Source organism: Massilia sp. P2_C2, assembly GCF_056404615.1.
Genome location: NZ_JBFUDR010000027.1, coordinates 20,726 through 35,103 on the forward strand (window position 1 = coordinate 20,726; position 14,378 = coordinate 35,103).

General features: G+C 67.3%; 14 protein-coding genes and 1 pseudogene. 7 read left to right on the plus strand and 8 right to left on the minus strand.

The genetic code is table 11. From position 1 onward, the window contains the following. Positions 1–80 precede the first annotated feature (80 nt). Complete coding sequence (locus tag AC1DYX_RS05380) at positions 81–362, minus strand: hypothetical protein (protein WP_477257050.1); 282 nt, start codon at positions 360–362, stop codon at positions 81–83. A gap of 215 nt (positions 363–577) precedes the next feature. Between AC1DYX_RS05380 and nudC the strand changes: the two genes are divergently transcribed. Beyond that, positions 578–1,399: an NAD(+) diphosphatase gene (nudC, locus tag AC1DYX_RS05385; protein ID WP_477257052.1), complete on the plus strand. Its 822-nt coding sequence runs from the start codon at positions 578–580 to the stop codon at positions 1,397–1,399. Between the two features lie 28 nt (positions 1,400–1,427). Here the strand turns inward: nudC and AC1DYX_RS05390 are convergent, their stop codons facing one another. Further along, positions 1,428–2,327, minus strand: coding sequence for a hypothetical protein (locus tag AC1DYX_RS05390; RefSeq protein WP_477257054.1), 900 nt, complete (start codon positions 2,325–2,327; stop codon positions 1,428–1,430). 148 nt (positions 2,328–2,475) lie between these two features. On the opposite strand from AC1DYX_RS05390, the gene folE reads away from it, so the two are divergent. The 3 genes and pseudogenes from folE (at position 2,476) to AC1DYX_RS05405 (ending at position 4,525) form a co-directional block, all read left to right on the plus strand. Next, positions 2,476–3,042, plus strand: coding sequence for a GTP cyclohydrolase I FolE (gene folE, locus AC1DYX_RS05395; RefSeq protein ID WP_477257056.1), 567 nt, complete (start codon positions 2,476–2,478; stop codon positions 3,040–3,042). Positions 3,043–3,301: 259 nt separating this feature from the next. Next, a pseudogene (locus tag AC1DYX_RS05400) lies at positions 3,302–3,577 on the plus strand (transposase); the annotation flags it as partial. Between the two features lie 330 nt (positions 3,578–3,907). Beyond that, positions 3,908–4,525, plus strand: a complete 618-nt coding sequence (locus AC1DYX_RS05405; RefSeq protein WP_477257058.1) for a phosphatase PAP2 family protein — start codon at positions 3,908–3,910, stop codon at positions 4,523–4,525. Positions 4,526–4,547: 22 nt separating this feature from the next. On the opposite strand, the gene AC1DYX_RS05410 is transcribed toward AC1DYX_RS05405, so the two are convergent. Beyond that, positions 4,548–4,970: a hypothetical protein gene (locus AC1DYX_RS05410; protein ID WP_477257060.1), complete on the minus strand. Its 423-nt coding sequence runs from the start codon at positions 4,968–4,970 to the stop codon at positions 4,548–4,550. A 207-nt stretch (positions 4,971–5,177) separates the two neighbouring features. Here AC1DYX_RS05410 and AC1DYX_RS05415 point away from each other — a divergent pair, with 207 nt between their 5' ends. From AC1DYX_RS05415 to AC1DYX_RS05425, 3 genes are read left to right on the plus strand one after another with little or no spacing between them, the layout of a single operon-like run. Beyond that, entirely contained in the window at positions 5,178–5,756 is a 579-nt protein-coding gene (locus AC1DYX_RS05415; RefSeq protein WP_477257062.1) for a (2Fe-2S)-binding protein, read from the plus strand. An 11-nt stretch (positions 5,757–5,767) separates the two neighbouring features. After that, on the plus strand, positions 5,768–6,775 hold the full coding sequence (locus AC1DYX_RS05420) for an FAD binding domain-containing protein (RefSeq protein WP_477257064.1): 1,008 nt from the start codon (positions 5,768–5,770) through the stop codon (positions 6,773–6,775). Then, positions 6,772–9,006 carry a xanthine dehydrogenase family protein molybdopterin-binding subunit gene (locus AC1DYX_RS05425; protein ID WP_477257066.1) on the plus strand — a complete coding sequence of 745 codons (2,235 nt, stop codon included), beginning with the start codon at positions 6,772–6,774 and terminating at the stop codon, positions 9,004–9,006. The genes AC1DYX_RS05420 and AC1DYX_RS05425 overlap by 4 nt, the downstream gene beginning before the upstream one ends. A gap of 149 nt (positions 9,007–9,155) precedes the next feature. Here the strand turns inward: AC1DYX_RS05425 and AC1DYX_RS05430 are convergent, their stop codons facing one another. The 5 genes from AC1DYX_RS05430 to AC1DYX_RS05450 all read right to left on the minus strand — a co-directional run. Further along, entirely contained in the window at positions 9,156–10,682 is a 1,527-nt protein-coding gene (locus AC1DYX_RS05430) for an efflux transporter outer membrane subunit (protein WP_477257068.1), read from the minus strand. Next, on the minus strand, positions 10,679–11,632 hold the full coding sequence (locus AC1DYX_RS05435) for an efflux RND transporter periplasmic adaptor subunit (protein WP_477257070.1): 954 nt from the start codon (positions 11,630–11,632) through the stop codon (positions 10,679–10,681). The genes AC1DYX_RS05430 and AC1DYX_RS05435 overlap by 4 nt, the downstream gene beginning before the upstream one ends. A gap of 7 nt (positions 11,633–11,639) precedes the next feature. After that, positions 11,640–11,846 carry a DUF1656 domain-containing protein gene (locus AC1DYX_RS05440; RefSeq protein ID WP_477257072.1) on the minus strand — a complete coding sequence of 69 codons (207 nt, stop codon included), beginning with the start codon at positions 11,844–11,846 and terminating at the stop codon, positions 11,640–11,642. An 11-nt stretch (positions 11,847–11,857) separates the two neighbouring features. Next, complete coding sequence (locus AC1DYX_RS05445) at positions 11,858–13,930, minus strand: FUSC family protein (RefSeq protein ID WP_477257074.1); 2,073 nt, start codon at positions 13,928–13,930, stop codon at positions 11,858–11,860. After that, on the minus strand, positions 13,927–14,378 hold a 452-nt coding region (locus tag AC1DYX_RS05450), incomplete at its 5' end, for a MarR family winged helix-turn-helix transcriptional regulator (RefSeq protein WP_477257076.1). The genes AC1DYX_RS05450 and AC1DYX_RS05445, both read right to left, overlap by 4 nt.

Here is a 14,378-nt window from a genome sequence, read left to right on the forward strand (position 1 = left end):
ATTTCCTCACTTTGAGCATGCCGGGAACGTAGGCACTTCCAAGTCTTGGAGCACGATGAGCTGGATTAGTTCATGAGCTGCTATCGAGAAGGTACGCACAAGTGCTCACCGATCTCTTCCTGCCCCGAGCCGTCCTGCTGACCGTGCTCGTGCCTGACAAGCGTCACTTTCCCGCCTCCCGCCGGCCCATCGCCGGCGGCAGTGCCCGGCGTCACCGCCTGGCTCGCCTCGGGTAGCGCCGTTTGCGCCGTGTGGGCGCCGGTGGCGAGCCGTTGCAGATTGACCGCCGCGTTCCCGTCGCGGTCGCGATGCGCGCCGCAGCCGGCACAGGTCCACGTGCGCTCGCCGAGCGAGCTGGTCATTACGCTCCCAGCGCTGCGGAGGCTTGCCCGATTCCCATGTGCTTTCCATGATCACGATTGGACATATCTCCTCACATTTGGTTCGACTAGAGTCGAGCTCCGCATGATCGTTGACGCGGCTGCCGAAACGGCGATCTGCAAGCTGAGCGGCGCCCTGAACGGTGAGTCGAAAGGCGGTATCATCGTCGGCAGTCCACCACCGCACCGGATACGCCATGCTCCAGACCCCCGCCTCGTTCACGCCCCTGATGGCTCCGCAGCAGGATGCCGCACCGCTGTCCTTCGTCTTCCACGGCGGGCGCCTGCTCGTGCGCGAGGCCGACCTCGGCCTGCCCGACGAGGCCGCACTGCGCGGCATGGCGCTCGATCCGCAGCGGCTGCAGCCGGTGGGCCTGCTGGATGACCGGTATTGCCAGGCCGGCTGGGTCGACGACGAGGCCCTGGCGCCGCCCGGTTACGCCTGGCGCGGACTGCGCTCGCTGTTCGGCGAATTCGACGAAGGGCGCCTCGGCGTGGCCGCACGCGCCAGCCAGATCGCCGAATGGGCGCGCACCCACCGTTTCTGCGGCGCCTGCGGCAGTGGGACCATGCCGGCGGCGGGAGAACGCTGTTTCAAGTGCGCGAACTGCGGCCACATGGCGTACCCGCGTATTTCGCCGGCGATGATGGTCCTGATCCGCAACGGCGACAAGGTGCTGCTGGCGCTGCACACGCAGTCCGCGGTACGGCGCTTCGTGCCGCTGGCCGGCTTCCTGGAGGCGGGAGAAACGATCGAGGAAGCCGTGCACCGCGAAGTGTTCGAGGAAGTCGGCCTGCACGTGCACAACCTGCGCTATTTCGGCAGCCAGTCCTGGCCGTTCCCGCACTCGCTGATGATCGCGTTCACGGCCGATTACCTGGGCGGCGACATCTGCACCGATCCCGGCGAGATCATCGAGGCACGCTGGTTCGGTCCCGACGACGAGTGGCCGGAGCGCGTGCCGCACGTGTCGATTTCCAGCATGCTGGTCGACGCGCACCGGCCGGCCGCGCGCTGAGCCGGCGCGCGCAGCCCGTCATGCCTGTTCAGGGCAGTGGCGCGGCCGCGGCCGCGGCCGCGATCTTGCCTTCCACCCGCAGCGACGGCGGCAGGTCATCCGGCCGGGTGCCCGTGCTGCGCAGGCGCACGACGCGCTGCATCAGGTCGAACCAGAAGGGCGCGCCGAACAGCGCCGTCGACGCCGTGATGATCCAGCCGGCCACCTGCAGCGCGAAGTCGGCGCCGGGCACCGGCGGGAAATGGGTCCAGCCGATCGGCAGCGCCATCATGGCGTCGAACACGGCGGGATCGAGCGCGCCGGGCGTGGCGACGCCCGGCGCCTCCCGCAGATGGGCGGCCAGCGAGGGCTGCTGCCACAGCGTGCGGAACAGATGGATGCTGTCGATATTGAACAGGATCGCCAGCAGCAACGCCAGTAGCAGCGAGATCAGCAGCTGCCGCCGTTTATAGATGCCGGACATGCGCGCCATCGCGTTGTCGAACCAGCCGGCCAGCATGTCCTGGAATTGCTGCAGGTCGCGCGCACGTCCGTACAGCGCGCGCATCGCCTGCCTGAGCTGCGGATCGGGGATCGTCTCGATCGCGCCGGCCAGCTGGGCGAAGTCGCCCGGGACGTGCCACAGGCTGTCGACCAGCGCGATCGCAAAATGGGCCGGTTCGATGTACGATGGCCGGGTACGCATGCCCCGCTCGTCCGGCAGCGTACCGTCCGCATGTGGATTGACGAGCGGATGCCGATAGATCGCGCGTGCCAGCCCGTCGAAGCACGGGTCGTTGAGCATGGTCTTGATGCCTGCCAGCAGGGTATTGGCACGCAACCGGAACGCCGCGGCCAGCGCTTCCTGCAACGTGGTGACGATCAAGGCGACCGTGCCATAACAAAATGTCAGGCCGATCGCGACTTCCAGGACAGTGCTCCCAAGCATGGCTGTTCTCCCGCGCAGTGACAAGGACCTCGACTACGCTAGCGCATCCCCGATGAGGCGGCTTTCGTTTTGCGCAAAAGCCGTTGCCATCTGTGGATCGGCCTCATTTTCTATATACTCTCGGCAATCGAAAATTTTAGGGTTAACCATGTCTAACAAAGAAGTCTTCACCGAGCACGACTGGCGCCGCCTGTTGTCCAGCATTGGCGAAGATCCCGACCGCCCCGGCCTGCACGAGACGCCCGCACGCGTCGCCAAGGCCTGGAAACACTGGACTTCCGGCTACGACCAGGATCCGGTCGAAATCCTCAAGGCGTTCGAGGATGGCGCCGAGGAATACAACGAATTGATCGTGGTGCGCGGCATCCCGGTCTACAGCCACTGCGAACACCACCTCGCGCCATTCTTCGGCAAGGCGACGGTCGGCTATCTGCCGAACGGAAAGATCGTCGGGCTGTCGAAGCTGACGCGCCTCGTCGACGTCTTTTCCAAGCGCCTGCAGGTGCAGGAGCGGCTGACGGTCCAGATCGCCAACACCTTGATGGAAGTGCTGGAACCGAAAGCCGTCGGCGTGGTCATCAAGTGTCGCCACATGTGCATGGAAAGCCGCGGCATCCGCACGCCGGGCGAAGAAACCATCACCTCGGCCCTGCTCGGCGAGCTGCAGCCGAACCTGGCACTGCGCACCGAATTCCTGTCGCTGGCGCGCGACTGAGTTACCCCTCCGGGGCGCGTCCCAGCGCCCCTTTTTCCCTGTCGATCCGCCTCTTGTTGCCGGAATGCGGCGCTTTGTACATGTTCTCCAAAAAATGTACATGTTCTCCAAAAAAACGAGCCATGATTCCGAACAAGTTGTGTAGACTGTATTTACTGGGCGCTCGTGTTCAGGCTGGCGCGACAAGGCACTAACGCCCGTCGATGATCGGGAACCTGTTCCGGATCATGTGTCTCCAAGTGACTTTGAGGCGATCGACATGGCCAGGCCAAATTTTCCAAGCGATGTACCGCGTGAACAGTTCGAGACCGTGCGTGAAATGCTGGAAGCGGCCCGCCGCAAGACGCGGCCGCGCAAGCACGATCTGTACGATGTCTTCTGCGCCGTCCTGTACTTCCTCCACACCGGCAGCGCATGGCGCAGCATGCCGCCCGAGTTCCCGCCGTGGCGTACCGTGCACGAATACTTCACGCAATGGACCATGCTGCGCGAAGGCGACCGCACCCTGCTCGAGCAGGCGCTCGACCGGCTCGGACGCACGGCCGAAATCGCGCGTCTGCGCCAGCTGACGGGCCAGCGCTGAATCCGCGCTGAATCCGGTCCGCAGTGCCGGCGTACCGGCTGCCGCCGCTGGTGGCGTGAGGTGTCGCTGCGTGCACTGTGAGCGCTATCCGCGCGGCGCCGCGTCGGCGCGTCGCCCGGCATGGATCTTTCCGCGCGGCTGCTGCCATCCGTCATCGCTTCGCGCTTAACGGGGGCCGAGCCGGTTTCGTCCGATCCGCTTGATGAAAAGCGAGTCGCTCCACGATGGGGTGGCGGCCGTGATGGCGCTGCGCTACAGTGAAGTCATCGTCACGCGCCTGCCATGCCCATCATGCTGGAACATCTGAATCTGCTGTGGTATTCCGGGTTGAATGCGGCTGCCGGCCTGCATGGCTGGCGCCTGGAACTCGGCCTGTTCATCGCCGAACGGCTGATCCTGCTCGTCCCGCTCGGTCTCGCGCTCCTGTGGATGAGCGGCGACGTCGCCCGGCGCGCGGCGGCCGTGAAGGCGCTGGCGGCCATCGCCTGCGCGCTGGCGGGCAATGCCTTGATCGGGCTGGCGTGGTATCACGCGCGCCCGTTCGTCGTGGGCGCCGGCCATGCGTTCATGCGGCATGCGCCGGACAGTTCCTTCCCGAGCGACCACGGCACCGTCATGTTCACGGCCGCGCTGGTGCTGGCGTCCAGCGCGGCGCCGGCTGCCCGCCGCTTCGGCATTGCGTTGGTGCCGCTGGCCTGTGCCGTGGCTTGGTCGCGGATCTACCTGGGTATTCATTGGCCGCTGGACATGCTGGGCGCGCTGGGCATGGCCGTGGGCGCGGCCCTGTTGTTCCGGACGGCGAGAATGGACGTCCTGTGCGCGACCCTGGCCGGTTCTCTCGCCACGTTTTATCGACGGGTGCTCGCGGTGCCGATCGCGCGCGGTTGGCTGCGGCCCTGATCCGCCGCGTCTTGCTGCGTATTTATTGCGCGGCCGCCACCGAGCCTTCGGCCGGCTCGAATATGAGCCGCTTTTTCGCATCCATGTGGAAGACGCCGATCGGCTGTGCCTGGACATTGTCCGATGGCTCCGGCAACTGTCTGCAGTCACGGGTTTCCACCTGCCACATCTCGTCGCCCGAGCGCAGCAGGAAGCTCTCGTCGCCCGTCGAGAACAGCTCGACGTTCAGGTCGGCCAGCGGCGTCTTGCCGAGGTCGAACTGGCGCTGGCAGTCCGGCAGGCGCGATGCGATCAGGCGCAAGCCTACCTGTTTGCTCCAGAAATAGTCCTGCGTGACGACCATGGTCAGGGCGTGGTCGTTGCCGTCGATCGTGTAGCTGGCCGATTCGTTGACGCAGCCGGCCATCAGCAAGAGCGGGGTCAACAGGAGCAAGGTGGAGCGCATGGTCGTTTCCGGGTTGGCGATGCTTCTGTGCATCACTGTACGAGTATAGAGCCCTTCAAACGCCTGCCGCAACGGCGCGCGTCAACCGGGTTGCTCGCGCTCCATCTTAAGTATTTGATTTCCTTAAGGAATTTACTTCTGGCGCGCTCCGCGATTTTTTGAATTCGGAGATGATGATCGAGGTACTTTTCGGAAGCGAGTTCAACGATGCCAGACGATGACCACAGACCATTGGAACAGCGTGCGCAGGTTGCGGCGCCGTCCTACGCGCCGCCGCAACCGCTCACCCTGCGGATCAATGGCGCCGAGCACCACCTGACGATCGAACCCCGCGTGACGTTGCTGGACGCATTGMGCGAAGTGCTGGGTCTCACCGGCACCAAGAAGGGCTGCGATCGCGGCCAGTGCGGCGCGTGCACGGTGCTGGTGGATGGCCAGCGCATCAATGCCTGCCTGACGCTGGCGATGATGCACGACGGCCGCGAGATCACCACGGTGGAAGGCTTGTCCCAGGACGGGCAGCCGCACCCGATGCAGCAGGCCTTCATGGATTGCGACGGCTTCCAGTGCGGCTACTGCACGCCGGGGCAGGTATGTTCGGCGGTGGCGCTGCTGGACGAGGTCAAGGCAAGGCAAGCCAGCATGCTGACCGAAGGCGACCAGCTGGCGCCGGGCGCGCTGTCGGAAGACGAGATCCGCGAGCGTATGAGCGGCAACCTGTGCCGCTGCGGCGCGTATCCCAACATCGTCAAGGCGATCCACAGCGTGGTCTTGCGCCAGGCCTAGGAACAGGACGCATGCATTCGATCTTCTACGACCGGGCCCTTGACGTGAACCATGCGCTCGAGCTGGCGCGCCAGCCGGGCGCGAAATTCATCGGCGGCGGCACCAATCTGCTCGACCTGTACAAGAGCGGCATCGAAACACCGGTACGCCTGGTGGACGTGAGCCGGCTGCCGCTGGCCGACATCGAGGACACACCGGGCGGCGGACTGCGCATCGGCGCCATGGCCAGCAACACGGCGGCGGCGAATCACCCGCTCGTGCGCCGGCGCTACCGCCTGCTGTCGGAGGCGCTGCTGAACGGCGCGTCGACCCAGTTGCGCAACATGGCGACCGTCGGCGGCAACCTGCTGCAGCGCACCCGCTGCCATTACTTCACCGATCCGACGTTCCCCCACTGTAACAAGCGCGATCCCGGCTCCGGATGCGACGCCATCGACGGCCACAACCGCATCCACGCGATCCTGGGCGCCAGCCCGCACTGCATCGCCACGAATCCCTCCGACATGAGCGTGGCCCTCGTCGCACTCGACGCCATCGTCCACCTGCAGGGGCCGGACGGCGCGCGGCAGCTGCCCGTCGCCGATTTCCACCGTCTGCCGGAAGACCGGCCCCAGGACGACACCGTGATCCGTCCGGGCGAACTGATCACGGCGGTGGAATTGCCGCCGTCGCCGTTCGGGCAGCATTCGCATTACCTGAAGGTGCGCGACCGCGCCAGCTATGCGTTCGCGCTCGTGTCGGTGGCGGCCGCCGTCGACCTGGATGGCGCGACGATCCGCGACCTGCGCATCGTGCTGGGCGGCGTGGCGCACAAACCCTGGCGCGCGCACGGCGCGGAACAGCGACTGCGCGGCCACGCGCTGGACGCGTTGACCGATGACGTGCTGGGCAAGGCGGGTGCGGATGCCGTCGCCGGCGCGCAGCCGCATGCGCACAACGCATTCAAGGTCGAACTGGCGCAGCGTGCCGTCGCGCGCGCACTGCGGATCGCCACGGGCACGGCGGGGGGAATGGCATGAGCATCACGGGCGCACCCATCAATCGTGTCGACGCCTGGGCGAAAGTCAGCGGGGCAGCGCGCTATTCGGCCGAGCATCCGGTCGACGGCGTGGTTCACGCGGTCCTCGTCATGAGTACGATTCCCAGCGGGCGCGTGCTGCACATCGACGACAGCGCGGCGCGCGAGGTGCCCGGCGTGCTGCTCGTGATGACCCACGAGAATGCTTCGGCCGGCGGTCCGGTGCGCCTGCCGCAGAAGACGAAGGACGGCAAGCTGCAGCCGCCCATCGGCCGCCGGCTGACCCTGCTGCAAGAGGACGAGGTCCATTACAACAACCAGCCGATCGCCGTCGTCGTGGCCGACACGTTCGAGCGCGCGCGCGAGGCCGGGGCCAGGCTGCGTATCGACTACGAACGCAAGCCGGCCGTGCTCGACTTCGAGCAGGCGAAGCAGTTCGTGCACCCGCCGGAAAAGGTCTTGACGGAAGAGACCGACACGAAGCGCGGCGACCTGCACGCGGGTCTCTTGACCGGCAGCGCGAAAATCGATGTCACCTACACGACGCCGGTCGAGAACCACAACCCGCTCGAGACGCACGCGACGATCGCGCACTGGGACGGCGACCGCCTCACCTTGTACGACTCGACGCAATACATGAAGGGCGTGCAGCGCATCGTCGCCAGCATCTTCGATATGCCGCCGGAAAATGTCACGGCGATCTGCCCGTATGTCGGCGGCGGCTTCGGCTCGAAGGGTTCCGTGTGGTCGCACGTCGTGCTGGCGGCAATGGCGGCGAAGCAGCTGGGGCGTCCCGTGAAACTGTCGCTGGACCGCAACCAGATGTTCGGCCCGGTCGGCACCCGCCCGAACACCGAACAGCGCATGCGCATGGCGGCGCTGCCGGACGGGCGCATGACGGCGTCCAGTCACGACACGATCGCCTACACGTCGATGATCGAGGACTGGATCGAACCATGCGGCCTCGTCACGCGCATGATGTATGAAAGCCCGAACCAGGAAACGTCGCACCGGCTGGCGCGCATGCACCTGGGCACGCCCACGTTCATGCGCGCGCCCGGGGAAGCCACCGGCTCGTATGCCCAGGAATGTGCCATCGACGAGCTCGCCTATGAGCTGCACATGGACCCGCTCGCCCTGCGCCTGAAAAACTACACGGAACGGGATCCCGGCAAGAACCTGCCGTTCTCGAGCAAGTCGCTGCGCCAGTGCTACGACATCGGCGCCGAGCGCTTCGGCTGGCGCGAACGCAACCCGCAGCCACGCTCGATGCGCCAGGGCGACAAGCTGGTCGGCTGGGGCATGGCGACGGCGAGTTATCCGACCAATCGCTCGCCGGCGGAATGCGCCGCGACCCTGATGCCGGACGGTACCGCGCTGTTCCGCTCGGCCACCCAGGATCTCGGCACGGGAACGTACACCGTGATGACGCAGGTCGCGGCGGACGCGCTGGGCGTGCCGGTCGAGCATGTGCGTTTCGAACTGGGCAATTCGCACATGCCCGAGGCGCCCGTCTCGGGTGGGTCGATGACGGTGGCCAGCGTGGCGCCGGCCGTACAGGCGGCAGGCAAGGCGCTGCGCCTGAAGTTGCTGGGCATCGCCGCCGCGGACCAGAGATCCCCGCTGTTCGGTGCGACGGCCGACCAGGTCGGCGTGGATGCGACGACGGACGGCGGCGAGCTCTATTTGCTGGCCGATCCGGCCAAACGTGAACCCATGCAGGCGATCGCCGCCCGCCACGGCGCGCCGGTCGAAGCGACGGCGAAGACGGAACCCGGCGACGAGAAGCAGAAGTACTCGATGCACTCGTTCGGCGCCGTGTTCGTCGAGGTGACGGTGGACGAGGAGCTCGGCGAGATCCGCGTGCCGCGCGTGGTCGGCGTCTATGGCGTCGGCAAGCTGATGAACGAGAAGATGGGGTACAGCCAGCTGATGGGCGGGATTGTCTGGGGCATCAGCCTGGCGCTGTTCGAAGAAACGCTGATCGACAAGCGGGAAGGCCGCGCGGTGAACGGCAACCTGGCCGAATACCACGTGCCGACGAATGCCGATATCCAGGCGATCGACGTGCAGATCGTGGATGAGGACGACCCGCACGTGAACCCGCTGGGCGCCAAGGGGATCGGCGAAATCGGCATCACGGGCGTCGGCGCGGCGATCGCGAATGCCGTCTTTCACGCGACGGGCAGGCGGGTGCGCGACTTGCCGATCACGCTGGACAAGCTGTTGTAGGTAGCGGGTAGCGGGTCGCGCGTAGGGTGGGCAGCTCCACCACGCAATCCAGAATAAACGCGCCGTATGCGCTGCCCACGCGTGACGTGTGCATCATGTTGGCTGCCGCATCGTGACAAACGCAGCGCGCACGCGACGTCCACGCCGCATTACCCGGCGTGGTGCGGCTGCGCCCCATGCTCTTCTTGCGCACGTTCCGCACCAGCGTGCTCATCGCCATGCTTGGCGCCATGCTCCCACCCGCCACCCAACGCCAGGAACAACTGCACCTGATCCGCCGCCAGCTGCGCATCGGACGCCGCCAGCACGCTCTCGGCGCTGGCCAGGGTGCGGTCCGCGTCGAGCTGGGACAGGAAGTCGGTGCGCCCGAACTGGTACAGCCTGGCCGACTGGCGCGCGGCAAGGGCGCTCTGGTCGCGTGCGGCGCGTAGAAACGCGTTGCGGTCGAGTTCGCGGGCGTAGACGGTGAGTGCGCTCTCCGTCTCGCGCAGCGCGTTCAGCACGACGGCATCGAAGCGGGCCAGCGCGCCGGCCGTGTTGGCCCTGGCCTGGGCGATGTGGGAGCGGGCCGGGCTCGTGGCCGGCAGGCTCCACGAGATCAGCGGGCCCAGGCTGAATTTCCACGTGTTCGCATCGCCGAACTGGTTCATCATGCCGATCGCGCCGACCGATGCACCCAGCTTGATGTTCGGGTACAGCTCGGCCGTCGCCACGCCGATGCGCGCGGTCGCGCCCGCGAGCTGGCGTTCGGCCTGGCGGATGTCCGGACGGCGGCGCAGCAGGGCGGCGCCATCCCCGACCGGGATCGTCGCGGCGACGCGCGGCGGGGTGGCGCATTGTGCGACCTCGGCCGGGAACCGGCTCGGCACTTCACCGGTCAAAACAGCGAGACGGTACAGCGCCGTCCGGCGGCGTGCCTCCAGCGGTGGCAGGTTGGCGCGCAGTTGGTCGAGCTGGGCCTGGGCACGGGTGGTGTCGATGGCAATGCCGCGGCCGCGCTGGACGCGTTCGGTCGTGAGCTTCACGAATTTTTGCTGCAGATCGACGGAGTCCTGCGCCACTTTCAGCTGGTAGCCGGCCGAGCACGCTTCCGCATAGGCGCGGGTCGTGTCGGCCGCGACGATGACGTGCGTCAGGTCGCTGGCGGCCTGTGCGGCTTCGACATCCGCTTCCGACGCCTCGACGGCGCGGCGGATGCGGCCCCACAGGTCGAGCGTGTAGCCGATCTTGATGTCGCCGTCGTACAAGCCATCGGTGGGCAGCTGTTCCGGAATACCCAGCTGCGCGCCGGCGATGCGGCCGTACAGCGGGGCGGCGCTCATCTCGACTTCGGGGCGCTTCTTTTCCCCGACCTCTTCCAGCACGCCATGCGCGCGCTGGAGGTTGGCGGCGGCTACGCGCAGGTCGGCGTTGTTGGCGAAGGCCCTGGCGACCAGCTTGTCGAGCAGCGGGTCCTGGTACAGGCGCCACCAGTCGGCCGGCAGCGGGTCGGACTTGAAGGGCTGTTCGGTTGCGCCCATGAACGGGGCGTTGGCCGCGTCGCGCTTGACCACGGCTTCGTTCGGCACGTGGTAGTCGGGGCCGACCGTGGTACAGGCGGCCAGCGCGGCCGCCATCAGCGACAGCGCGCATGCTTTCCTGGCTGCTTTCCTGGCGTTAGAGCGGTACAGGGTCATGATCGTTGCTTCAGCGTGGTGGTCGCGGGGGCCGATGCCACGGCCCGTGCCGGGGTTGCCGGGGCACGGGTCGGCGAAGGTGTCGGCGCCGGCAATACCTTGACGGTCGCCGTCTGGCCGGCGACGAGGCGCACGTTGGYCGGCACCGGGTCGAGGGCGATGCGCACCGGGATGCGCTGGGCCAGGCGGACCCAGTTGAAGGTCGGGTTCACGTTCGGCAGCATGTTGGCGCCGGTGCTGCGGTCGCGGTCGGCAATGCCTTCGGCAAAGCTTTCGACGTGGCCATGGATTGGCTGGCGTGTGCCCATCAAGGTGACGTCGACCGGGGCGCCGGGCTGGATGCCGGGCAGCTTCGTCTCTTCGAAGTAGCCTTCGACGTAGAACGAGCCGCTGTCGACGACGGCCATTACGGGGTGTGCCGCGGTGGCGTAAGCGCCTTCGCGCAGGTCGAGGTTCGTCACGATGCCGTTCACGGTCGAGACGACGTGTGTGCGCTCGAGGTTCAGCTTCGCCGTGTCGCGGTTGACGATGGCTTGCGCCAGCGCGGCTCTAGCCTGGTCGGTGCGGGTCTGGCCCTGTTCCCGGGTTTCCTGCGACACGAGGTCGTCGAGCTGGGTGTTGCGCTTGTTCTCGCGCAGCGCCTGGGCCAGCGCCGCTTCGGCCGCCGTCACCTGGGCTTCGGACTGGCGCAGGGCCAGTTCGAAGCGGGCGCGGTCGATCTCGAACAACGGCTCGCCGGCCTGCACCTGCTGGTTGTCGTGCACGTGGACCTTGGTCACCTGGCCGGTCACGTCGGGCGCGACCTGCACGACATAGGCTTTCACGCGGCCGTCGCGCGTCCACGGCTCGACCTCGTAGTGGCGCCACAACTGCCAGCCGGCATAGACCGCACCCGCGGTTACCACCGCCGTGATACTGACCCGGCCAATTTTCGACAAAACAGTTTTCATAGCCATCTCAGGACCAGTTGCGTGTGGTGTACGTCAGTGCGCCGAGCACGATGACGAACAGKGAAAAATCGAACAGGGCCGGGTGCCAGACCAGGCGGTAGAAGCCGGTCTTCGCCAGGACGAGGCTGAACAGCCGCGCGACCACCAGTGCCGCCAAGGTGAGCAGCAGGAGCGGAGGAACGTAGAGGCCGTAGATGCTGACTTCGCCGATCATCGGATCTCCATTCAGATTGCAGTGGCGAGGGACGGCGCATACGGCGCCGCCTTGGGAAACAGGTCGCGGCGCATGCCGGTGAGCGCGGCAAGCGCCTCGCGTCGGGCGTCGCCACGCCGGGCGTCGCTACGCCGGGCGTCGCTACGCTCGCCCGCGCAGATGGCGCGCAGGGCGTTGTCGAGCGAGTCCAGCAGGCTGCGCTCGCAGCCGGCGTCGACCGTCGGACGCAGCGCGAAATGGCGAGACAGCTGCTTCATCAGCGGGCCGACGGCAGCATCGTAGCGGCCCAGCCGGGCGCGCACGCTTTGCAGCAGGGTCATGTTCAGACCGATGCGCAGGTCGCGCAGGGCGTCGACGGCCTGCAGGTCCTGGTCCTTGCCGGCCAGCGCCAGGCGTGGCGTCAGCATGCCGACGCGGTCGACCATCCTGGCCGAGAATTCCGGCAGCGACGGCACCCGTTTCCCGCTGCCCAGTTGCGCCAGCTCGCTCCAGCCGGCCTTCAGCAGGCGGCGCGCGGTCCAGCCGGCGCCGACCCGGCGGAACACGCTCGTGGTGACGGCGGCGGCGACATAGCCGACGACCTGCGCCAGCGTACTGTTCAGGAACGACACCATGTCGGCGTTGTGCGTGTCGATCATCGCCAGCGTGCCGCAGATGCCGAACAGGAAGGGCATGGCGCGGCCGAACGTCGCCGGCCGGGCCAGCAGCACGCCCAGCACGAGGAAGGTCGGGGCGCAGGCCAGCATGAAGGTCTCGAAATTGTGCACGGCCGGCAGGATGCCGAGCAGGTAAAGGGCCGACAGCGGGATCGAAAAGATCGAATACCACATGAAGCTCTTGATGAACGGTACGGGATCGTCCTGCGTGGAAAAGAAGCAGCACAGCACGGCCGTCATCATCGGCGCGGCGGCGCCGGATGGCCAGCCGGTCACGATCCAGAATGCGCAGCAGGCCAGCACGGCGACCATGGCGGCGAAGGCGGACAGCAGGGCCATGCCGCAGTCCAGGTGCAACGCGCTCACCGGTACGCCGGGCAGGTGGCGCACGGCGTCGGGCAGGGTGCCGTGCACGCCGGCGTCGATGTGCTGGCGCAGGGTGCGCGTCTCGACGCAGATCTCGATCAGGCGGCGCAGGCGCGCGGCCAGGTTCACTTCGATCATGCCGGTCCAGCCGAGCGTGTCGTCCACCGCGGGTTCGAGCGCGGCGATGCGCTGGCGCAGCACGGCGCCCTCGGCGTCGAGCGACACGTCCCTGGGGCTCTCGGTGAGGGCGACGACGTCCTGCAGCAGCGCGCGCCAGCGTTCCGACACCTCGGTGGCGCCGAGGTCGCGCAGCGCCGTCAGGCGGTCCTCGATGCCGGACACGATGGGCACGAACGCGGCCAGGCGTTCCTGCAGCGCGTTCACGGCCTTCTCGGTCCAGCGCAGGTGCGACGTGTCGAACGGCAGGTGGGTGGTCATCAGGCGCATTTCCGTGATGTCGCCCGCGAGCTTGCGGCGGTCGGCGGCGGTGCGGACGTCGCCGGCCGGATTCAGGGCGTCGCGGATCCAGTGCTGGGCATCGCGCACGGCGTGGTCGAGGCGGGCCAGCAGCATCGGACCGAACGGCTGCGGCAGCACGAGGCTGTGGACGACGGTGGCGCAGGTGATCCCGAGCAGGATCTCCTCGACGCGGGCGAGGGCGATGTCGAAGATGGCGCCCGGTTCGTTCACGGCGGGGAAGGCGATGAGGCCGGCGGTATAGCCGCCCAGCATCAGCATGTACGAACGCGGGGTGCGGTCGAGCAGCGAAAAATACAGGCAGCCGGCGATCCACAGGGCCAGCGCCAGCGACAGCAGTTCAGGCGAGTTGATCAGCCGGGGCACGAGGAACGTCACCATGATGGCACCGAGGACGGTACCACCTGCGCGGAACAGCCCCTTGGAACGGGTCGGCCCGGCAAATGGCGCGGCGCAGATGTACGACGTCATCATCGCCCAAAACGGTCGCGGCAGTCCGATGTGCATCGATAGATAGACCGCGAGCATCGCTGCCGCGAATGACTTGACGGAGAACAGTACCTCCGCGCGCGTGGCGAACTTCATGCGCTCTTGCGTTCTTCGGTCGCCTCGGCCTGAACGTTCGCGATGGCGGTCGGCAGGCCGGACAGCACGCGCAGCGTCGCCTCGACGTCGGCCGGATCGAAGGCGCCGAACAGCTTGCGGCGGAAGGGCGTCAGCGCCTGGTCCATCAGGGCGGCCGTTTTCAAACCCTCGTCGGTCAGGCGCAGGATCTTGGCGCGGCGGTCTTGCGGATCCTCATGGCGCTCCACGAGGCCGGACCCGATCAGGTGGTCGACGATGCGCACGAGCGACGACGCTTCCAGGCTCAGCGTCTCCGCCAGGATGCCCGGCCGCACGCCACCATCGCCGAAGCGGCTGATGACCAGCACGGGCAGGCCGGTCGCCTGGGACAGGCCGAAGTCGGACGCGACCTTGTCGGCGGCGGCACGGTAGGCGCGCGAGGCATGGGTCAGCGCGGCGGTGAGACTGC

Coding starts and splice junctions, on each gene's coding strand:
- AC1DYX_RS05380 (WP_477257050.1), bottom strand. CDS start 362: ATGACCAGCTCGCTCGGCGAGCGCACGTGGACCTGTGCCGGCTGCGGC.
- nudC (WP_477257052.1), top strand. CDS start 578: ATGCTCCAGACCCCCGCCTCGTTCACGCCCCTGATGGCTCCGCAGCAG.
- AC1DYX_RS05390 (WP_477257054.1), bottom strand. CDS start 2,327: ATGCTTGGGAGCACTGTCCTGGAAGTCGCGATCGGCCTGACATTTTGT.
- folE (WP_477257056.1), top strand. CDS start 2,476: ATGTCTAACAAAGAAGTCTTCACCGAGCACGACTGGCGCCGCCTGTTG.
- AC1DYX_RS05405 (WP_477257058.1), top strand. CDS start 3,908: ATGCCCATCATGCTGGAACATCTGAATCTGCTGTGGTATTCCGGGTTG.
- AC1DYX_RS05410 (WP_477257060.1), bottom strand. CDS start 4,970: ATGCGCTCCACCTTGCTCCTGTTGACCCCGCTCTTGCTGATGGCCGGC.
- AC1DYX_RS05420 (WP_477257064.1), top strand. CDS start 5,768: ATGCATTCGATCTTCTACGACCGGGCCCTTGACGTGAACCATGCGCTC.
- AC1DYX_RS05425 (WP_477257066.1), top strand. CDS start 6,772: ATGAGCATCACGGGCGCACCCATCAATCGTGTCGACGCCTGGGCGAAA.
- AC1DYX_RS05430 (WP_477257068.1), bottom strand. CDS start 10,682: ATGACCCTGTACCGCTCTAACGCCAGGAAAGCAGCCAGGAAAGCATGC.
- AC1DYX_RS05445 (WP_477257074.1), bottom strand. CDS start 13,930: ATGAAGTTCGCCACGCGCGCGGAGGTACTGTTCTCCGTCAAGTCATTC.